Origin of the sequence: Thermogutta terrifontis, from assembly GCF_002277955.1 — a bacterium.
Lineage (GTDB): Bacteria > Planctomycetota > Planctomycetia > Pirellulales > Thermoguttaceae > Thermogutta > Thermogutta terrifontis.
Genome location: NZ_CP018477.1, coordinates 2,723,170 through 2,743,093, shown reverse-complemented (window position 1 = coordinate 2,743,093; position 19,924 = coordinate 2,723,170). Strand labels below are relative to the sequence as shown.

The window sequence follows — 19,924 nt, the reverse complement described above, 5'->3', positions numbered from 1 at the left end:
GATTCCCGGGGCGGGGTGACCTGAGATTCATGCAGCCCCGGCGTCTCACCTCTGTGGATCCGGTTGGGGCAGCGAAGTCGATGACGCGGGTTCAGCGTTTCCGCTTCGATGCGCCCTTGGGTCGATCTGGGCGATTCTTTTGCGGCGTTCGAAGCCTCGTCGGGTGACGTGAAGAAACGCGGTGGCTTTACGGCGCTGATTCTCGGCAACGCGAAGAAGGACGAATGTAATAGCCATATACACCAGCGTGAGAGACGCGATCCAGCGAAGGGCCTGGTTGTGAACAGGGGCAAGTTGCCACGACTGAAGGTGCTCCGGAGGTGCGAACGCGACAAGCCCCGTACCCAGCGCGCAAAGAAATGCGAGTACCCCAAAGAACAGACCGGTATTCCTCGTGGTGGTCCAATCGGGCAGCGCGACGAGCACGTACACCGTCCCCATGCAGAGAACAGTCAGGGCGAGAAGGGACCAGCCCCAAAAGGGAAATCCTGCTGCGAGGGCGATAATGCCGCCCATTGTGGTCAGAATTGAAGACGCCAGGACACAACCCACGGCCAAGACCAGACCTTCCCGCTGCACGTGGGCAATCCGTTGCCACCAGGCCAGGAGTTCCGGCGTGGCGTGTGGCAGGGGCCAAGATGAAGCTGTTCTCTCCTGGGTTGTTTCCCGTTTAGCCTGGCGAGAATCCCTCTTTGCCCCATCGCTACGACCTGCCGCTGCGGACGTCTCGACAAGAGGGGGCAAAGCATTGGCCTGGGAGGCAGGCGGTTGCTCGGTCGAGTCGGCTGGGCTTTTCTCGGGTATCGAATGGCGCTCGGGGAGCGCAGAGTCGGCCCGCGACCCCCCGCTGCGCCTTGCAATGAGTTCGGGAGGATCAGGTTCCCGCGCTCCCGTTTTGTCCGGCGGGGTTAGTTCCTGAGCGTGTGGCCGGGCCTTCGAAGTTGGTCCAGGCGGCGGTTGAGAACTGGGCCTTCTCGGCGAGGCAAGCGTTTTCGGTGGGATGTGGGACATCGAAGTCGATTCGTCCGGTGCGGCGTCGCCGGGTTGTGGAACGATGGTTGGAAGCCCGCAGTACGGGCATTTCACCTCATTTCCAGCAAACGCCGAGGGCGCGAGGAATCGATGACCGCTGGGACAATAAATGGTGAGCGGTTTGGGTTTCACGGCTCTTCCAGATCACGGTGAGTGAGGGCTTCGCGGAGAATGGAGTCTGTATGAATTGTGAGATCCAGAAAACCCACGGACAACCCGGATGCCGCTAGGGTTTCAACTGTCGGCGGATATCTTCCCGAACACACGCGGCCTGCTTCGTGCTGGTTTGCACACTGAAGAATGGCCGCCGATTGGCGTTTCATACCTGCGTTGGCTTGGCAGATGGTTCGACGCCTCTCGCCACACGGAGTGGCTCGCTTTTGAGGCGATTGTGAAAAACGAAGCCCCGTGGGGGCCCGCCAGAAGAGCTGCAAAATCGCACGTCTTGGAGCGCGAGGAGAGCAAAATACCGGCACGTGTGCACTGCAAAAAGTGGTACACTTACAGAAAAGGTTCAGGATTTGGACGGGTCAGGGTGCGCGGTGCTGATGAATCCTCACATGTTTTATGGGAATGCTAGAGTTTCATGCTGATGACGTGCTGGGTTTGTCACCGGAAATCGTGCAGTGTGCCTATTTCGCGGGCTTGGACCGTGTGCCCTGGCTTACTCGGGGGGAATTTGACGGTGGTATCCTCAGGATATGGCGTGATGGGGAACAGTCGGGGACCCTTATAATCCCGGTTAAGGTGTCCGAACACGCACGGCTGGCACTGCCCACGGGAACTCTGGCGGAACGATATTCTCCGTACGATTTGGCAGTCGAGCTGACGAGGGGGCGGGTAGGCCATCTCCGCAATCAGATGGAAGAATGGCAACTCCTGGGACTTGATGTGCCGAGCCCAGTCGTGGAGCAAGTCAATCAGGCCACAGCGCTGCTCGCTCAGGCGATCACGAAGCGGTCCAGGGAACACTCGGCGTCAAAGCTGGCCTGGGATGGACTTCACTTGGCTCTGGAAGCCTCGTCAGAGCTCTGTCAGCGTTACATCGCCCAAGCCATTTCTGTTCGGAGGGTGCTTTCTCGGGGCAAGATTCCGTTTTGGCTTGGGATCACAGTGAGCGATGTTCTTCCCGACTCATCGGCAACGCAGCGGCTAATGGAGTTCGCGAACGCGGCGGTCGCAGCGTTCCCATGGAAGGCCGGTGCGACCGGTCCGCGGCAGTTTTCTTTTGATTGGCCGGATCGGTGGTTACTCTGGTGTCGAGAAACGGGAATGTATCGCGGTTTGGGCCCACTACTCGATCTCCGTCCCCAGGGAGTGCCTACCTGGATCGACCTCGAGCAGCCCTGGTCCCTCATTCAGCAAAGTGCGTTTTCGTTTGTTGAGGCAACCGTGAGGCGTTACCGCGGTCGGGTGGATTTTTGGGAAGTGGCCGGACCGCTGAATGTGGCAACGCCTTTTCCTCTGCCAGAAGACAAATTGGCAGCCTTCGTGGCCGGTGCCATTCAGATGGCGCGGGACCTGGACCCCGGGGCCGTGATCGCTTTGAGCGTTCGGCAGCCGTGGCTCGAGGATTTGCGGATGCGAGAATGTCAGTATCCGGCGCCGTTTGTTGTAGATGCCCTCATCCGGGCCAGAGTCGGTCTGGATGCTTTAGTCCTGGAAGTTGATCTGGGCTACGTTCCTGGTGGTTCGTACCTGCGGGATGTTTTCGAATGGCACCGCCAGCTCGAGTACTGGGGGCAAATGGGATTGCCCATCTATGTCCGTTTTTCTGCTCCAAGTCAGACCAGTCCTGATCCGCTGGCCACTGGCAGAACCCGTCCTGTCCACTGCGAGTGGACGCCGGAGGAGCACGCACGATGGGCAAGGAGCTATTTCCTGATGGCTTTGGCCAAACCGTTCGTCAGGGGGTTTTTGTGGTCAAACTGGGCAGATTTTCAACCGCATGAGTTTCCCCATTCGGGATTGCTGGACGTGACCCGGCGTTTCAAACCGGTCGCGGAAGTCCTCACTGAGCTTAAGCGTTGTTATCTCCTCTGATCTTTGGAAGCTGGACTCGACACTGTCCAGCCCAGATGGTGACATTCTTTGGGCATACGGCGGTTGCAGAAAACCGACCTTTGTCTCGGGCTCGGCACCTGGTCGGGCGGTGATCGGTCGAGGCGAACCGAATCATTCCAAAGATTGAAGCATCGCCCGGATGTATCCCATTGCATAGGCCATCCCCGCATGCCAGGGCGCGGCGCAGGAAAGAAGAGGCGTATGGTCAGGAATGATGACACCGTCAAAATTATTCTTCTGGAGAATCTGGAGGACCTTGCGAACCTCGACGTCCCCCTCGTCCAGGAACGTCTCCTGATAACTGGGAATCTTGCCCTTCACATTGCGAAGATGGATGTACGCAATCCTGCCTTGCCGGCTGCATGAGTCGAGAACATCATACAGATCGCCGTCTCCCTGCATTTCGGCCGTTGTTCCGACGCAGAATTCGAGAGCGTTGGCGGAACTCGGATGGAGGTCTATGAGCTTCTGGAACATCCAGGGTTCATAAATCAGTCGCGGCGTTTGACGGAGAACAGGAAACGGAGGGTCGTCAGGATGGGCGGCGAGTTTGACACCGGCTTCTTCGGCGACGGGAATAAGGCGGTCGAGGAACCATTTCAGCCGCCGCCACAATTCATCATGAGGAAAAAACGGGATGTGGCCGGAACCGCGCTCCCGGTACCACATGTTCCAGACCATCCCATCGGGAATAGGCCGCTCGTCGGGACCATCCACAAACACGGTTTCGGCTTGACCTCGGGCAAGTGGCCCCGTCTTGCGTCCGACTACACCCGCGATTGAGAAGTTGTACCCCATCACCGCAATCCCAGCCCGGCCGAGCCGCCGAATAACCTCCTGCAAAAACTGCATTTGCTCTTCTTTCCGGGGGCCATCCAGCAGAATGTCGTACCACATGCTGGGGTCAAAATTTTCGATGGCCCAGATCCTCAGCCCTTCTTTTTCGGCCTGTTCCTGCAACTGAGCCAGGAACTCTTCCGACCAGACGGGGTCATCGGGATCGCCTGCCCATCCCCACGCATCCTCGCCTACCGGCTGATTGTCGGTAGCCCTATGTCCACGAAAATAGTCCACGAGATGCACCACCAACCACTGCGCTCCACATTGCCGGGCAAAACGAAAGTTTTCCGTCGTGAGTTGGTGACGGTACAAGCCAAACCCGAGCTTCATTTGCGTACCTTACTTCTCAGTTTTCCCTAGTTTAGTCCTTGGGGGCTTGATAGCCTTCAAAAGATTTTTTCTCTAAACAGGGCCGCTCATCGAGCCAAGCCGGTCTGGAAAAACCGACGCCCGAGAACAGAATGTTGGAATTTTATTGTCCCGCCTATTGGTGTACCATCGACGGTCATGCGGCGCAAAAAAATAAGCGCCAGATTCTGGCGCTTGTTCCGAGACGGAAGATGAAGCTATTGGGTCAAGCCCTCGCGTGCGGATTGCCCTACCCGCGCGGACTCCAAGCTGCCGGGTGAAACTCCAACGCTCCGACGAGGTTGCGCTTGGAGAGACCGCATCGCGAGGATCCCCGTATCACGGCACATCCAGTTCGATATCGTTGATTGTGATATCGTTGTCTGAGCCGTTTGTATCGAGAATCCTGCTCCAGTCCACTTCGCGGCGCTCCTGGACCTCTCCCTCAAGCTCCGCCTCGCGCTGGCATTTCACGCACAATGTGGCATAAGGCAGGACTTTGAGCCGTGCCATGGGGATGGAGCATCCGCAGTACTCGCAAATGCCGTACAGCCCCTCGTCCATCCGCTGAAGGGCCTTTTCGATTCGGGCAAGCTCGCGGCTTTCAATTTCCGCTAATTGTGAGGAAATCTCATCCTGCACCGAATCGAGAGCGAAGTCGGCAATGTCCCCACCCGCCTCAGTGCGGAGTTCCCGCAACAAGCTGAGGTCCCCGGCAAGGGCCCGACGCAAGGCATCCCGCCTCTTCAGCAGAATCTGTCGCATGTTGAGAATCGCTTGTCGCCTGTTCATAGCTTTTGTACCTCGTGCTTCCTCGTTTTGCTGTGATAGGTGTGTTTCCATCCGTTCTCCCTGGTAATTTCGCAACGACCGCCCTCCCGCATGCTGACAATCGTTAACTGGTTAAAGTTCCGCAATCTTTTCTCGATACCCTTGTCTTAATGTTTCCGGTCGAGTTGGTTTCGTTGCCCGGAGTTGTTGTTTTTTGGTCCCGTGCATACTTTGCCTGCACGGCCGGATATGCGATAGCCCAACCGAGTGCGTTTTCTGCGGCGGGCTTACCAAGTATAGTACGAAAACAGGGCCGAACCGTTCACAAGTCCTAACGGTTTGGAGCGCTGGTGCTTTGGGCACCAAGTCGCTCTTTCTCCTGCCAAATCAGTTCGTTAAGCCGTCGGCCGACATTGCACGCCGATTTGGACGACCGCCAATTCTCATAGCAAATGGCGTGCCAAATACGGCAATGTCGCCCTGGCGCCCGTCGTTTTGTACGCTCCAGCCCGCTTGCCCGCCAAGCGCTATCGGATAATCGACAAAACCAAAAAATATATCCAAGATATTTCCCCAGTTCTAGCCACCCCAACGGCGAACTATTTGACAGCCCGCTTTCGACAGCCTAGATCACACTAGAACCCCGCTGCATACCGGCCGAGTCAAGTCGGTCATTTTGGACGCAGCTCGAATCCGTTTGGTTCGCTGAAAAAGCGCGGCCAGACAAGTCACCGGTAACCGCTCAAAGCCTTAGTCATGCCCATCCGGCGGCGAGCCTTTTGGATCAGGCCATGAAATGATATCCCGCCCGCCACCAAAGTGAATACCAACGAAGATGTACACAAAACCCCACTTAGTGGTGTAGTACAATGCTCCACGAGGCGAAAAATGATCACTGCAGAGATCATCCCGTCGAGAGTGCAGAGCCCTGGGGACGTCGAAACAACGCCGGAAACCGTTTTCACAATCGAAGGCTCCACCCATAACGGACGGCGTCTCGCATTGCAATCCTCGCGAATTCTTGTGGGATCCTCGCAGCGGTGTACCCTGCGTTTGGTCGCCCGAGGGGTGGCGCCCTACCACTGCCTGATCATTCGCGGGCGGGAAAGGACCATCTTCCATGCCCTAAACGGGCACTTCGAGCATAACGGTCAGGCGGCAGAGAGGGGCGTGCTCAACCCCGGCGACATTCTCGCGATCGGTCCGGTCAAATTGCGGTTCGCCCGGGGACAGAATGGCCTAAATTGCAACGCTACTCTTGGCCAATCTTTCGGTGAGGCAGTTTCGCACCGAGGCGAGCCAACGTCACGCCCGCTTGGTGTTGATACCCAATTCCAATCCCAGGCGGCGCTGGTGGCCGATGCGCACACGGGAAAAAACGCCAGCCAGGCTGCGAGCGACGAAATCAGCCAAACCGTTGGCTGGCCAATATTGACGAATAATCCTGGTCAAAACGGGAGCTCAGTACCCGGCTTCATCACCGAAACGGTCTGGAATCCGTGCGGGTTCGCGGAATGGCATTATTGTCTCCCAGAATGGAACGCCGTTAACTCGGTCGCGTGTGATGATCCTAGTTTAACGCAGACTGCCAATTTGACAGCCATCGAGGAATCGCTTGGTCGACTGGAATCGCTGACTGACCGGTTTGCCGAGAGCCTTTCCTCTGTGCGGCTGTCCGGGGACCGCTTGGCTCATTTGGTGGAGAGGTTGCAGGAATGGATTCGGTTGTCCACGGAGTCGCGATCTTCGACAGGTCGGAGCCTCAACATTGCCGAGGAAGGCGTGGAGGAACGGGGTGAGATGTCGCCTGTGGAATCGCCGTGCATTGGCGAATCCAGTGACGCGGTGCAAGCAGCCATCGAAGAACCTCAGATTGGCCAGGAAACGGTGGCCCGTGCCGCAATCGTGGAGGAACAGCCGGGTCCGATACATTTGGACGCAAAAATTGGTGGAAAGGATTTGCCAGGGTACCCGGAAAGTACTGGCAGGCCGGATGGTACGCTGGAATTATTCCGAATGCAGATACCCCTCGAGTGCGGTCCAGGAGAGGATCAAAAAGACGAAGCACCGCCAAGCCTAGAATCGTGTGTCGCAATCAACTCGCCGGATGAAGCCGCAGTGGAGGAAGGCGTCCGACGATACTCCCACTATGGGGAGGATGGAGTACAGATTTCCCCGTGCACACCGGGCGGCCAGGAGGCAGATACACCCCAGGAGCTCGATCAATCGGTTGCCAAAGAGTCCGAGGACGGCGCTGGTTGCAACGGCGAAGCCTCGCCCAGCTCAGATGGCCACTCCGAATCTGGCGACCACGAACGGGCCGTTCGCGAGTATATGCGGGAACTCCTTTCCCGACTTCGCCTGGCTTCGGGGAGAGGTGAGTCTGAGAATGCGGACATGGAAGGGCCAGAACCGAGCCCGCAAGCGGTGACCGCTCGGGAGATGTCACCCACGAAGACCCGGCGGCCTCCTGCACCGAATCCGTTGAGTCGGCCCCGTGGGGCGAGAAGGCGAGCGGTGGCCCCAGAAAAGAACCTCAATTTCGCCGCAATGAGAGAGTTGGCGAATCTGGCCTCTCAAGCGGCGATCGATCGGTACGCCCGGGCAAAGCTCCACCAGGCCCAGCGCAGTAAGGCGGCAGTCGTTTTAACAGCGATTGGGGCTGCCGCGGCCATCTTCGCCCTTGATTGGCTTTGGGGAGTCAGTCCGCTGGGCAGAATCGCATTCTTCGTTTCCATCCTGGTCGCCCTCGTGTACGGTATACAATATGCGGTACTCACCGGAAAACTGATCATTAACCCTCGCGGGCAACTTCAGCTTGCCGAGCGGCGGATCGGACGGGAAATGAGAAAATTGGTCCCGCCCCAGAAGCCACTCCTTCCTGAGAGGTAGCTCCTAACCAGTAGGGAGGTATTGGAGTGGCCCGAGATTTCCTCGAGGGGCCGGCACATGGCAGGGCGTCGAGGTAACGTGGGCATTTTTTCGACGGGGTGTCCCGGTGGGCTTTACGTGGTTCGGCTGCCACCGCCCCGATCCAGTGTCTTTTTTTCCCTCTCCGCGGGGAATACGCACCCTCATCAGTTCTGCCAAAATCACGCTGGCGATGGATGCGAGAAATTGCTACATTCCTCATTGCGCGAACCCTGCGTAGTGAAAAACACGAACAGGGACATTCGATTGGCCATTGGCAATAGACCCACAGGAACAAGGAGGTTGAGTCCATGAATTTCTTCGCTTGGATTCGTGAGGGAGTACGCCAGGCCGTCCTTTTGGGGGTGGCAGACGCCGTTGACAGCCTGGGGACATCACCAGACGGTGGGGACTACCGACAAAAAATTGGCGAAGTTCTCCGGGCAAGTCCGGATGCTGGGCAATGGAAAAGGCTCGCCGGTCCCCAGGGCGGCAGCCGGAGAAAGCTCGGGCGTGGATTGGAAGAGATTCAGGCCTCGATCAACACGCCGGCGGTCGGTCAGAAGTGAACCATACCTAGGGGTATTTCCTCCAGAAAGCCCACCCATGTTTTTGCTCACGTTCGTTTGGGATCGCGTTTCGAATTCTCCAGCCCACCTTGTCGATGCCCCTAACGCCAGAGGGTCTGTGTGAATTGCTTCTGATAAGAATCTGATAAGAAACCGAGGCCGGTGATGGTCACCGGCCTCGCTGACTTCTTAAAACCGTTTGACTGCCCCTGGCTTGGCCTGGGTTAAGGAAGACTGTAGAACCGGCCTAATCGCCGTTTCGGAGTGCTCCCACGATGAGCGACACATTGTGCCCGCCGAATCCAAAGCTGTTGGACATTGCCGCGCTGATCTTTCGCTCCCGCGCAACATTGGGTGTGTAGTCCAGGTCGCACTCGGGATCCGGGGTTTCGTAATTGATCGTCGGTGGGATAACGCCACGGCGAACCGCCAGCACGGAGATCACCAGCTCCACGCCACCGCTGGCACCCAGTAAATGCCCCAGCTGACTTTTGGTGCTCGACACGCTGACCCGTTTGGCGTAATCGCCAAACACGGCCTTGATCGCCACGGTTTCCGCACGGTCGCCCAGCGGAGTGCTTGTCCCATGGGCATTGATGTAGCCAATATCCTCCGGATTTAGACCCGCGTTTTGGAGGGCATCGGCCATCGCCCTGGCTGCCCCAGTACCGTTATCATCCGGCTGGGTGATGTGGCCCGCATCGGAGCTCACACCATACCCGAGGAGCTCGGCCAGAATCGGTGCTCCCCGTTTACGAGCGTGCTCCAGATCTTCGAGGATGACGATGCCCGCGCCTTCGCTCAGCACAAACCCATCCCGATCGCGATCGAACGGCCGACTGGCTTTTTCGGGGGCATCGTTACGTTCAGAAAGGGCCTTCATCGCACTGAAGCCAGCAATCCCGAGCGGGGTGACGGCTGCCTCCGTGCCTCCCGTGATCGCGACGTCAACGCGTCCATCCTGGATCTCTTTGGCGGCTTCCACCACCGCACTGGAAGCACTTGCACAGGCAGTGACGACGCCGTAGCTGGGCCCTTTAATGCCGAACTGGATCGACACACAACCGCTGGCCGCGTTCAGCATCATCTTCGGGATCGTGAATGCCGAAACCCGTTCCGGCCCCTTTTCCAGGAGCCGACGGTGCTGCATTTCAATTTCTCCCAACCCCCCAACTCCCGAGCCGATGATGGCGGCACATCGGTAGGGGTCCTCGCGAGAAAAATCGAGCCCAGCCTGACGAACGGCATCCATTGCCGCGACAAGCGCGTACTGGGCAAATCGGTCAATCCTTTTCGCCTCTTTGGGGTCCAGATATCCGACGGGGTTCCAGTCCCGTATTTCCCCGCCGAATTTGACTCGAAAGATGGAAGTATCAAACCCCTGGATCAACCGAATGCCACTCTCACCCCGGCAGAGCCGGTCGAACAGATCGTCGACCTGGCAGCTCAGCGGGGTGACAACTCCCATTCCCGTAATAACGACCCGTCTTTTCATGCATTCTCATCCGCGGTTGCCGTGGTGCCTTCTCCTTCCACCGCCGCTTTAATGTGATCGATGGCCTGGCCGACAGTCTGAATCTCCGAAGCGACCTCTTCGGGAATGGAAATATCAAACTCGTCTTCCAAAGCCATCACAAGCTCTGCCAAGTCGAGCGAATCAGCCCCGAGATCGTTGACGAAATGGGATGATCGGGTGATCTTCTCTTTGTCGGTAGCTAAACTCTCAGCAACAATATTGATGACACGTTCTTCAATCGAGGCCACGGCGGTCATCCTCCTTTGTTACCCAATATTGTCTCGTTAAATGTTACTTCGGCGGCAGTGTCCCACACACCGCCACACGGAAATATCCACCGACATTGAAGCTTTACCTGGACTACGCAATCCTAATACGTTACCGATTTTTATCAGCGATGTCCATATCGACTTCGCCGCCATCTCAAAAGAAATCGGACGGTACTGCCTCATCCTTTGGCTCCTTCCGCCAGCCCCCGTCTCTCCGGAGATTGCCCATAAAGGTGTGCTCTTCACAGTGCGACCGAGCCAAAGAAGCATGTCGTTTCACATCCCCGCCAAACTCGCGTCCGCAGCCTATTCCGCCAATCCACCGTCCACCCGAATGACCGTCCCCGTGATAAACGCCGCAGAGTCGCTTGCCAAAAATAGTGCAAGATCCGCCACGTCTTGGGGATCACCGAGCCTACCAAGCGGGGTGCGTTTCTTGATCTCCTCCAAAGCCTGCTCCCCAAGCGCGTGGGCCATCTCGGTAGCGATGAAGCCCGGCGCGATGGCGTTCACCGTGACCTGTCGGGAGGCCAGCTCTTTAGCCACCGTTCTTGTGAACCCGATGACCCCCGCTTTGGAAGCTGAGTAGTTCGCTTGACCGGGATTGCCCATCAACCCTGAAATACTGGCGATATTAATAACTCGTGCCCCACCTGCGCGAATGAGGTAGCGAGCCGCCGCCCGAGTGAATAGGAACGTGCCCCGCAGATTCACCGCGATCACGGCATCCCATTGTTCGTCTTTCATGCGGAGCAACAAACCATCTCGGGTGATTCCCGCATTGTTGACCAGAATGTGGAGCCCCCCAAACTTCTCCACAATGGATTCAACCGTCGCGTTGACCTGGTTACTATCGGTCACGTCGCACGGGAAGGCCTCCGCCTGGCCCTTTCCAAAACTGCGAATCGTTGCCGCAGTTTCCTGCGCCATTTCCAGGTTCACGTCCACGCAAGCAACGCTCGCACCCGCCTGCCCCAAAGTAACGGCAATGGCTCTGCCGATGCCCCGACCCGCACCTGTAACACATGCTACCTTGCCCGACAAATCCACCTGGATCCTTCGTGTCTGAGCGTCGCTCATACCGCTTCCCCGCGCTGGTTAGATTGATTAAACTCGCACTGTTGCTGCACCGTCAGCGACCATTTCCTACCTGTCGTCCGGGATATCCGACTCGCCTAGACTTCCACATTCTGGCACGTGGCGTTTCGGTCGATTCGGCGCAGTAGCCCGCGCAGGACTCGCCCAGGACCTACCTCGTAGAAAGTGTCGAATCCCTCGGCGAGAAGGTATCGCATGGAGTCCTCCCAGAGCACGGGCTGAACCACCTGTCGAATTAGCAATTGGCGAATCTCTTCGGGATCGTCGTGCGGTCGCGCATCGACGTTCGAAATCACGGGGATTCTCGGCCTGCGGAGAGTAATTCGTTCGAGGGCCTCGGCCAGACGTTCATCCGCCGGCCGCATGATGGGTGTGTGGAAAGCCCCCGCAACGGCGAGCGGGACCGCCTTGATGGCGCCAAATTGCGAGGCCAGCTCCGCCGCCCGTTCACACGCCTTCAACATTCCAGAAACGACAATGTTTCCGGGACACAGCAGATTGGCAATCTGTAGGATTTCACCTTGCCGCGCCGCCTCGCAAAGTCGTTCCACCTCGGATCTTTCCAACCCCAGAATACTTACCATCCCGCCGGGGGTGGCATCGGAAGCCTCCTGCATGGCTTCTCCGCGCTTCTGCACGAGCCACACGCCGTCCTCAAAATCAATGACCCCCGCGAATACCAGGGCCGTGTATTCCCCGAGGCTCAATCCGGCCGTCGCTTCGCAGGAGAGCACAACATCGGGGGAATCAGCACGCAGCGATTCGAGGGCGGCCAAGCTTGTCACGAAGATCGCCGGTTGGCTGATGACCGTCGAGTCGAGATCTTCTGACGGCCCTTCAAAGCAAAGCTTGGCGAGGTCGTAGCCAAGAATTTGGCTTGCGCGATCATAGAGCTGTTTTGCTGCAGGGAGGGTCTCATACAACCGTCGGCCCATCCCTACAAATTGCGCGCCCTGACCTGGAAACAAAAATGCAATTCTGCTCAAGGTTGCCTCACTCGACCTCGTCAGGATTTGCCCCTACGTGCCTGGCGCTGCTTTTTCAGCCGTTCGAGCTCCTCCATATCCGTCAGTGTCCGCCCCATGTAATGCCCGCACCGGGGGCACATGACGTGCGATGGAACCGGGGCATTGCACTGGGGACAGTAGGTGGGCGGGGGAACGATCAAATGATCGTGCGCCCGCCGCGATCCAGTACGCGCGTTGCTTTGTCGTCTTTTTGGGACAGCCATCTCGACGTTCCGTTCCTTCAAAAACGAATTCTTCCAGACCCGTTGACACCACTCAGATGCTGAGCGGCATTGAAAAGCCCACCTATCACAGTAGGCTACCCTACTATTGAGGGGCCAAATCGCGTCGATTCTGGTTGGCACTCCGACCCCTGCACCGCTGAGAGCCGCGCAGTACAGGCTTTCCTGCCTCCGCTTCGGCGCGGCTGGGCTCTCAGCGCGTGAAATTCGTATGTTACGGCATTCCGATTACGACGTCAACGTGGGGAAGCACCTGAAATTCACCCACTTGTGGGGGTGGATGACGGCGCAGGAATTACATTGCGGCGGTAATGAATTGCCCCTTCCGGATTGCAACTCAGCAATGGTACATGAACGTGGAGGCAGTTAGCGGACAGCTGCGCCGGGACCTGTTTAGGCGTGCTCAAAGCGGTGTGGGGCGATTCATGAATCCCCCCTGGCGAGATATTTCACGAGTTTTGTCAAGAAACTTCGTGACTTTCGTCAAGCCCGAATTTTCGCCCAACAGGGATTCGGAAAACGAATGGGCTCCGGCAGAGCGGCAGTGGCCGACGTTCTGGGAGGCAGGTTCTGCGTCCGACTTTGGTATTAATGACGGAGCTCGGGAGCGGTCCTCTGTCACCCGGCGGTCTGGATTTCGGGTGCATCCGCAAAAACCCCCCTCACGAGACAGAACTCCCCGAACAGTTGGTTGCCTTTAGCTCAGCTTTGGGCAGGACAAACGAAGCCCAGATTGCTAATCGTTGTGGGACGGAACGCCGGCTGGGAACTGTCACTTTCCAACATGGCCGGAAGGGTCGGAGCGCGGAGGTAGCGACGGCCCAATTTTTTGACCACAATGAGAAATTGGATGCGTGGTGGCTCAAGAATCGCAAGGCCACAGATAGGCATTTGGGCTTCCATGGTGATGTGAATCACTTGGGTGCAAGTTCAGGTCTTGTCCAGGACCGAATGCGTCGGACGAGGTGACACAATGGGGAAAAGCTCGGACTTACGAAATTTCGGTATTCCCATTTTTGGTTTTGGAGGGCTCATTTTCCTGTGCGTCGTTGTCCATATCCTCTCTGCGGAGGAGCCCCCCGCCATCAACCCGTTTGGTCCAAGAACGACGGAACGCGAAGACGCCGTTCCCGGTTACATCGAGCTTTCGAGCGGGGAAATCATTGTGGGGAAAATCTATATGACGCGTGACAAGCGGCTGAAGATTTACGATTCTCAGTTGCAGCGACAACGGGAGATTCCTCTCAATCGCGTCAAACAGATTGAATCCGTTGTGGTCAGCGAAAAAATGGAAAAAGAATGGCGGTTCAAAGAGACCACTTCCGACGTCAAGGAATACACCGGTCGGACATATCCCCTGCGCGAATACGTGCATCGCATCACGCTCACCGACGGAAGGACCATTGAAGGGCCGCTGTCCGAAGTGATCTACATCCAACCGGATCCCGGAACGGCGGCAAAAACGGGGAGCTACCGACCCGAGATCGAGCCCATGCGTTATATCCTGTACAAGACGCACAAAGGATCGGTTGGCCAGGACTTGAAGTCGCTTACCTACGTGAAAGCCATACGGCTGGGTCAGGAAGCCTACCAGGAAGGCATGAAGAAAACCGGGGGCAAAGGGGTGTATGGTCCCAGGCCCCGTGGGCAGTAGTTGGCAGGCTGTCGGTCCCCATTCGAGCGGGACTCGTGAGCTTCTGGCCGCAGCCCAAATGGAAACCTCGAAACGATATCCGGAACATTGAGAAGAGCGTGGTCGTAACGAGTGATTGATATCTCCCTTGCCAACGGTGCAAGTTTCTTCACAATGGGCCTGGTGCTCGTTGTGGCGGCAGGCCTTGTCATCTTCTTCTACTGGCGCAAATTTGGCGATCTGAAGCGCGGCCGATGGCAAACTCTGGTGGTTCTCCGGCTCATCGCCATCGTGATTGTCGTGCTGTTACTGTTCCGGCCAGTGGTCCATTTCTACCGCGAAGAGAATCGCAAGCCGGTGCTTGTGTTTTTGCTCGACCGCTCGGCCTCAATGAAGATCAGTGATGATGTCAGCGGTGTACCACGGTTTATCCAAGCCCGGGAAAAAATCGTGCAATGGGCGGAAAAACTGCGAGATAACTTCCAGCTTGTTGTTATCCCCTTTGCCGAACGGGCAGGTGAAATATTGACTGTTGCCCAATTGGGCGAGCTTTCCCCTGATGGCGAGGCCACATCGCTGTCCCGCGCGCTCGTGGCGGCGGCCAAAGCCGCACCGCGCAATGAAATGGAAGGCATCTTCCTTCTCTCGGATGGAATTCACAATTCAGCTCGTAAACCTCAGGAAGTCTCATCCCGCTTGGGAATCCCCGTGTATGCGATTGGAGTAGGCGCGAGTTTGCGGGACAGCACCTCGTACAGAGACATCCAAATTGTAGGGCTTGATTGCCCAGAGCGGCTGATGCTCAACAACCTGGCCCGGATCCGAGCCTCTGTCGAAGCGGTAGGACTGCTGGGACGTGTGGTCAAAGTTGGTTTCTATGAAGACGACAAGCTTATCGAGGAGAAGGAATTGGTCCTGGATGATCAGCCCGGGGCTCAGGAAGTCGTCTTCGAATACCGCCCCGCCGTGAAAGGCCGACACACGTATACAGTCGAGATACCGCCGGTCAGTGAGGAGAAAATTGCGGAGAATAATCAGCGGTCGGCCTCCGCGCTTGTCATCGAGGCACAAATTCGCGTGCTCTATCTCGAGGGAACTCTCCGAGCGGAGTACGGAGCAATTGTAGATCGGTTTTTGTCTAAAGATCCCAATATTGAGTTTTACGCGATGGTACAGGTTCGCAAAAACGTGTTTGTGAAACGTACAAATATCGAAGGACTTAATCTCTCAGAAATTCCCTCTGACGAAAACACACTCAGCCAGTTTGATGTCTTTCTGATCGGCGATCTGGACAGCAGCTATCTGTCCGCGGAGCAGCAGCAAGCCATCGTCAAGCGGGTGCGAGAGGGTGCGGGATTGATTATGCTTGGGGGTTATCACAGCCTCGGCCCGGGTGGTTACGGAGGAACTCCCATTGGCGAAATCCTACCCATAGAGGTTGGCGGGCGTGATATGGGACAGGTGACAGACCCGTTCCTGCCGGAGCTAACGCCCGATGGCCGGCAGCATCCGATTTTGGCCAACATTGCCAGATTTTTTCCATCTTCATCAAAAGGGCCTGAGGACTCCACGCTTCCACCTCTGGACGGATGCACGCGGGTGGGGAACGCCAGGCCAGGTGCGACAGTGCTGGCAGTCTGTCCAATTACCCCGGAGCGGATGCCGGTCCTCGCGGTGATGCCGATCGATAAGGGAAGATCAGTCGTCTTTACGGGAGACACCACCAGGAAATGGCAGCAGGTGCCACGCGTCCTCGATCAGGAATCGCCGTTTTTGCAATTCTGGGGCCAGCTCATCCGCTGGGCCGCTGGGCGATTTGAACAGGTGGAAACTCAGGCGTCCCTTGTCGCGAGTACTGACAAAGCCGCTTACGAGCCGGACGAAGTCATTCAGATCAGTGCCGTCGTGCGCGACGAAAGAGGAGAGGGCACCGACAAAGCCAAGGTTGTGGCCACGATTCGTGCCAAGTCGGGCGCCTCCGACAAGGTGACCCTGGTGAGTCGTCCGGGACCAGGAGGACATTACAGCGCCTCGTACGAACCCCGCTTCAGCGGGCCGCTTGAGATTCAAGTGGAAGCCGAACTGGGTGAGCAAAAGCTCACAACCGAGAAGATCGTTGTGGAAGTAGGCCGCCCGTATTTGGAGTTTGAGAAGCTCGACCTCGATGAAAAAACTCTGACGGCCATCGCCAGCGATACAGGGGGGCGGTATGCGCATATTTCGGCCGCCGACTACCTTGTTGACCAGCTCAACAAAGAACAGAGAAAAAAGAAAATCTATGTTGAGCAACCGTTATTCTGGCCGCCCCTGTTTTGGGCCATGTTCGTCACTGTCCTTACGGTGGAATGGATTCTCCGCAGGAGGTTTCAACTCCGATGAGCCCGCGGATCGCCTACCGATACGTCGAGCCGTCCGCACTGGCTAGGGTCAAGAATCTGCAATTGGTGGCCCGCGGAGTGGTGGAAGGCTTCATCAGCGGACTCCACGCGAGCCCTTACAAAGGCTTCAGCGTGGAATTTGCGGAACACCGGGAATATGTGCCGGGTGACGACCCCCGACATCTGGATTATAGGATGTTTGCACGAACGGAGCGACTGTATGTCAAGCAGTACGAAGAAGAGACCAATATGCGGGTCCAGATACTGCTTGACGCGAGCGGATCAATGAATTACCGGCACGACGCGCAAATAACCAAACTTGAATACGGTTGTTATCTCACGGCTATCCTGTCCTATATGATGGTCCGACAGCAGGATTCCGTGGGACTGACTGTGTTTGATGAAGACATCCGCCTCGACATGCCGGCAAGGAGTTCGCCACAGCATTTCAATGAGATGATGTATCAGTTGGAAAACCTGACGCCCGGCAAAAAGACTGGCCTGGCCGAAGTGCTTCACAAGCTGGCCAATCGGTTCAAAAGACGTTGCCTCATTATCTTAATCAGCGATCTTTATGATGATGAAGACAAGGTGATTCGCGCTCTTCATCATTTTCGCCATCGCAAACATGAGGTTATTCTCTTTCATGTTTTCGACAAGGCGGAAATCGATTTTCCGTTTGATGACCTGGTACTTTTCCAGGACCTCGAGACAGACGAACGCCTGCAGGTGGACCCCCTCTATGTGCGTGAAGAATATCAAAAGCTCCTTGCGGAGTTCATCGGCCGTTATCGGCAGGCGTGTTTGGAAAGCGCGGTCGAGTATGTCATGACGGACACTTCTGTTCCATACGATTTTATGCTCTCTCGATATTTGACTAAGCGGAACCAGCTATGACGTTCGGTGCGGCGGCCTTCTTACTGGCAGCTCTGGCGGCGATTATTCCGCCCATTCTTCACATGATCAATCGGCAGCGTGCCAAGCAACTGCCTTTCAGCACCCTGCGGTTTCTGAAAATCAGCGTCCAAAAGACGAGGCGACGGCGCCAGATCAGAGATATCTTTCTAATGATACTGCGCATGGCGGTTCTTATTCTTATCGCAATTGGGCTGGCCCGTCCCACGCTCAGTAAGGTCCGCTCGCTGTTTGGCGGTTCTCAGGCGGCCGTGGCCATTGTTCTGGACAACTCGGCAAGCATGGGGTGGATCGACGAGGGACGGCCACGTTTTGAACTGGCCGTCGCGGCAGTTAACCAAATTCTCGCGGAACTTCAGGCAGGAGATGAGGTCGCCCTGTGGGTGACCAGCGGCCGTTTTTATCCCGAACTTGGCAAATTTGATCGTGAGCATGATAAGGTCCGGCAGCTTTTGGCTCAGATTGCGCAGCAGGGCCCAACTTTCGAGCGGGGCACGCTAATGCCCCTGCTAAACCAGGCCCGGGAACAGCTCGCCCAATCGCAGGCTCCGCAACGTTACCTGTTTGTCATCACCGACAATCAGAATGTGGCTTGGGAAGGATTGGAGGAAAACCGCAATCGAGCAAGCGAGGACGCCGCAACCCGCCAGAGCAGCGCGGATGATCGGCGTTTACGCGAAATCCCGATTGTCGTTGTGGACTGTCAGCGGACCCCGCGGCCCAACGTCGCCGTACGGAAGGTGACCGTTCAATCTGTGCTTCCCGTGGCCGGTGTACCCATGAAGGTCGTGCTCGAACTCTTCAATGCGTCATCCATCCCGCAGCAACGGGTTGCCGAAGTCTACGTGGATGGCAATAAAGTCGGCACGACGCCCGAACTGACAATTCCCCCGGAGGGTGCCCTCCCCGCCGAGGTCGTTTTCACTTTGGATCGGGGAGGCATTCACCAGGGTGAGGTACGACTGGTCGGAGAAGACGGAGCACGTTTTGATGACCGGCGCTTTTTCACAATCGAAATTGAAGCGGCCATTCCCGTCGCCATTGTTATCAACGAGCGCAAAGAAATTCCCTACCTTAATGATTCCTTCTATCTGGAAAAGGCGCTGCAGCCCATCGAGGGCCAAAACTGGTCGATTAAAACGACCCTCCTCACGCCAAATGAAGTCACGACGGAACCCCTTTCCAATTACCGCATCATCTACCTGGTAAATCTGCGGTCCCTTGAGGCGACGGTTTTAGAAAAGCTTGCGGCGTTTGTCCAAAATGGAGGGCGCCTCGTGTGGATCGCGGGCGAGGAAGTCGATCCCGCAAACTACAATGCTTGGAATGAAATGGCCAACGGGGGCTTACTCCCTATCCCATTAGACACTGTAAGATCAGCTCAGGCCGAAGAAGGTCGTGACAGCTGGCGTGTGAACTGGCTCGACGTTCAGCATCCGGCCCTCACTGGGTTCGCAGAGCCACCATCGCTCTATCAGTCAATCCTGGTCTACAAATATGTTAAGCCGAAAGCCGCGGAAACCGATGGGGTAAGAGTTTTGCTGCGGCTGGATGGCGAGGGGGATCCGTTGCTGGTGGAAAAACAGGTTGGCCATGGAATAGTGTTGTTCCTTGGAACCAGCGTGCACGTGGAATGGACGAATTTCCCACTGAGACCCATTTTCGCCCCGCTCATGGCGAGACTCGCTTTCTATCTGGCAGGTGGTGAACCGACACAATTTGCCGGGCTTGCGGGGCAGCCGCTGATCATACCATTTTTGGGTCAAATTCCGCCGGGCGTGGTCGAGGTAACGCCCCCAAGTGGTTCACTCATGCGGTTTAATATTGAGCCGCAAAGTAAAGAGTTTCGATATACAGATACTCATCAAGTGGGCGTATATCAATTGCGACTTCTTGCTTCCGTTCGGCCGGTGCAAAAAGCCTTCGCTGTTAACGTGGACCCCGACGAAAGCGATCCCGGAAAGATTGAAAACGCAACCCTGGAAGAGGCCTTTTCGGGAGTTCCCCTGGTTTTCGCCGAGGATCCTGAGGATTTGTCCAAAACATTTGATTTTCTGCGACACGGTAGAAGTTTGGCTGAATTTTTCTTAACCCTCGTGCTACTCGGGCTCGTGTTTGAGACCTTTATCTCCAACTGGTTCAGCCCGCGCGATGACGAAAATCGCCCCCGGCCGCTGGAAAGCTACAGGCCGACACGACGCCTTGCTCCGCAACTCGGCTGGAGAGACCTTGCCGTCACGATAAAGTGGTGTTAACGAACCGCCAATGCTCGGCTGCGGTCCGGGGCAGGCTGTACGTCGGGCATGGATGCGGGGCCGCAGTCTAATCCAGG

15 protein-coding genes are annotated in these 19,924 nt (G+C 56.7%); 7 read left to right on the top strand and 8 right to left on the bottom strand.

The genetic code is table 11. The features are described from left to right. Positions 1-45: 45 nt before the first annotated feature. Positions 46-1,164: a hypothetical protein gene (locus THTE_RS10150; protein WP_095415333.1), complete on the bottom strand. Its 1,119-nt coding sequence runs from the start codon at positions 1,162-1,164 to the stop codon at positions 46-48. Between the two features lie 435 nt (positions 1,165-1,599). Here THTE_RS10150 and THTE_RS10140 point away from each other — a divergent pair, with 435 nt between their 5' ends. After that, positions 1,600-3,075, top strand: a complete 1,476-nt coding sequence (locus THTE_RS10140; RefSeq protein WP_095415331.1) for a hypothetical protein — start codon at positions 1,600-1,602, stop codon at positions 3,073-3,075. Positions 3,076-3,207: 132 nt separating this feature from the next. Here the strand turns inward: THTE_RS10140 and THTE_RS10135 are convergent, their stop codons facing one another. Beyond that, positions 3,208-4,266 carry a mannonate dehydratase gene (locus THTE_RS10135; RefSeq protein WP_095415330.1) on the bottom strand — a complete coding sequence of 353 codons (1,059 nt, stop codon included), beginning with the start codon at positions 4,264-4,266 and terminating at the stop codon, positions 3,208-3,210. Positions 4,267-4,623: 357 nt separating this feature from the next. Then, on the bottom strand, positions 4,624-5,076 hold the full coding sequence (locus THTE_RS10130; protein WP_095416850.1) for a TraR/DksA family transcriptional regulator: 453 nt from the start codon (positions 5,074-5,076) through the stop codon (positions 4,624-4,626). Positions 5,077-5,943: 867 nt separating this feature from the next. On the opposite strand from THTE_RS10130, the gene THTE_RS10125 reads away from it, so the two are divergent. Next, complete coding sequence (locus THTE_RS10125) at positions 5,944-7,947, top strand: FHA domain-containing protein (RefSeq protein ID WP_095415329.1); 2,004 nt, start codon at positions 5,944-5,946, stop codon at positions 7,945-7,947. Positions 7,948-8,276: 329 nt separating this feature from the next. Further along, entirely contained in the window at positions 8,277-8,534 is a 258-nt protein-coding gene (locus tag THTE_RS10120) for a hypothetical protein (protein WP_095415328.1), read from the top strand. 247 nt (positions 8,535-8,781) lie between these two features. Here the strand turns inward: THTE_RS10120 and fabF are convergent, their stop codons facing one another. From fabF to rpmF, 5 genes are all read right to left on the bottom strand, one after another. Continuing rightward, entirely contained in the window at positions 8,782-10,029 is a 1,248-nt protein-coding gene (gene fabF / locus THTE_RS10115) for a beta-ketoacyl-ACP synthase II (RefSeq protein ID WP_095415327.1), read from the bottom strand. Beyond that, positions 10,026-10,298: an acyl carrier protein gene (acpP, locus tag THTE_RS10110; RefSeq protein ID WP_095416849.1), complete on the bottom strand. Its 273-nt coding sequence runs from the start codon at positions 10,296-10,298 to the stop codon at positions 10,026-10,028. The genes fabF and acpP overlap by 4 nt, the downstream gene beginning before the upstream one ends. Positions 10,299-10,625: 327 nt before the next feature. Beyond that, the gene (gene fabG / locus THTE_RS10105) at positions 10,626-11,399 is read right to left on the bottom strand and encodes a 3-oxoacyl-[acyl-carrier-protein] reductase (protein WP_095415326.1); all 774 of its coding nucleotides are present in this window, start codon (positions 11,397-11,399) and stop codon (positions 10,626-10,628) included. Positions 11,400-11,494: 95 nt separating this feature from the next. Next, positions 11,495-12,403, bottom strand: a complete 909-nt coding sequence (gene fabD, locus THTE_RS10100; protein ID WP_095415325.1) for an ACP S-malonyltransferase — start codon at positions 12,401-12,403, stop codon at positions 11,495-11,497. A gap of 20 nt (positions 12,404-12,423) precedes the next feature. Next, on the bottom strand, positions 12,424-12,648 hold the full coding sequence (gene rpmF / locus THTE_RS10095) for a 50S ribosomal protein L32 (protein ID WP_095415324.1): 225 nt from the start codon (positions 12,646-12,648) through the stop codon (positions 12,424-12,426). A gap of 991 nt (positions 12,649-13,639) precedes the next feature. Between rpmF and THTE_RS10080 the strand changes: the two genes are divergently transcribed. The 4 genes from THTE_RS10080 to THTE_RS10065 all read left to right on the top strand — a co-directional run bounded on the left by THTE_RS10080 (position 13,640) and on the right by THTE_RS10065 (position 19,847). Beyond that, a complete protein-coding gene (locus THTE_RS10080) occupies positions 13,640-14,320 on the top strand; it encodes a hypothetical protein (protein WP_095415321.1) in 681 nt (226 codons plus the stop codon). A gap of 111 nt (positions 14,321-14,431) precedes the next feature. Continuing rightward, the gene (locus tag THTE_RS10075) at positions 14,432-16,678 is read left to right on the top strand and encodes a glutamine amidotransferase (RefSeq protein WP_095415320.1); all 2,247 of its coding nucleotides are present in this window, start codon (positions 14,432-14,434) and stop codon (positions 16,676-16,678) included. Continuing rightward, positions 16,675-17,574 (top strand): DUF58 domain-containing protein, encoded by a 900-nt coding sequence (locus THTE_RS10070; protein ID WP_095415319.1) that lies wholly within the window; start codon positions 16,675-16,677, stop codon positions 17,572-17,574. The genes THTE_RS10075 and THTE_RS10070 overlap by 4 nt, the downstream gene beginning before the upstream one ends. Further along, on the top strand, positions 17,571-19,847 hold the full coding sequence (locus tag THTE_RS10065) for a BatA domain-containing protein (RefSeq protein ID WP_095415318.1): 2,277 nt from the start codon (positions 17,571-17,573) through the stop codon (positions 19,845-19,847). The genes THTE_RS10070 and THTE_RS10065 overlap by 4 nt, the downstream gene beginning before the upstream one ends. Positions 19,848-19,924: the final 77 nt, after the last annotated feature.

Excerpts from the sequence above, each read along its gene's own strand:
- THTE_RS10140 (WP_095415331.1), top strand. The coding sequence starts at position 1,600 with ATGGGAATGCTAGAGTTTCATGCTGATGACGTGCTGGGTTTGTCACCG.
- THTE_RS10135 (WP_095415330.1), bottom strand. The coding sequence starts at position 4,266 with ATGAAGCTCGGGTTTGGCTTGTACCGTCACCAACTCACGACGGAAAAC.
- THTE_RS10130 (WP_095416850.1), bottom strand. The coding sequence starts at position 5,076 with ATGAACAGGCGACAAGCGATTCTCAACATGCGACAGATTCTGCTGAAG.
- THTE_RS10125 (WP_095415329.1), top strand. The coding sequence starts at position 5,944 with ATGATCACTGCAGAGATCATCCCGTCGAGAGTGCAGAGCCCTGGGGAC.
- THTE_RS10120 (WP_095415328.1), top strand. The coding sequence starts at position 8,277 with ATGAATTTCTTCGCTTGGATTCGTGAGGGAGTACGCCAGGCCGTCCTT.
- fabF (WP_095415327.1), bottom strand. The coding sequence starts at position 10,029 with ATGAAAAGACGGGTCGTTATTACGGGAATGGGAGTTGTCACCCCGCTG.
- fabG (WP_095415326.1), bottom strand. The coding sequence starts at position 11,399 with ATGAGCGACGCTCAGACACGAAGGATCCAGGTGGATTTGTCGGGCAAG.
- rpmF (WP_095415324.1), bottom strand. The coding sequence starts at position 12,648 with ATGGCTGTCCCAAAAAGACGACAAAGCAACGCGCGTACTGGATCGCGG.
- THTE_RS10080 (WP_095415321.1), top strand. The coding sequence starts at position 13,640 with ATGGGGAAAAGCTCGGACTTACGAAATTTCGGTATTCCCATTTTTGGT.
- THTE_RS10070 (WP_095415319.1), top strand. The coding sequence starts at position 16,675 with ATGAGCCCGCGGATCGCCTACCGATACGTCGAGCCGTCCGCACTGGCT.
- THTE_RS10065 (WP_095415318.1), top strand. The coding sequence starts at position 17,571 with ATGACGTTCGGTGCGGCGGCCTTCTTACTGGCAGCTCTGGCGGCGATT.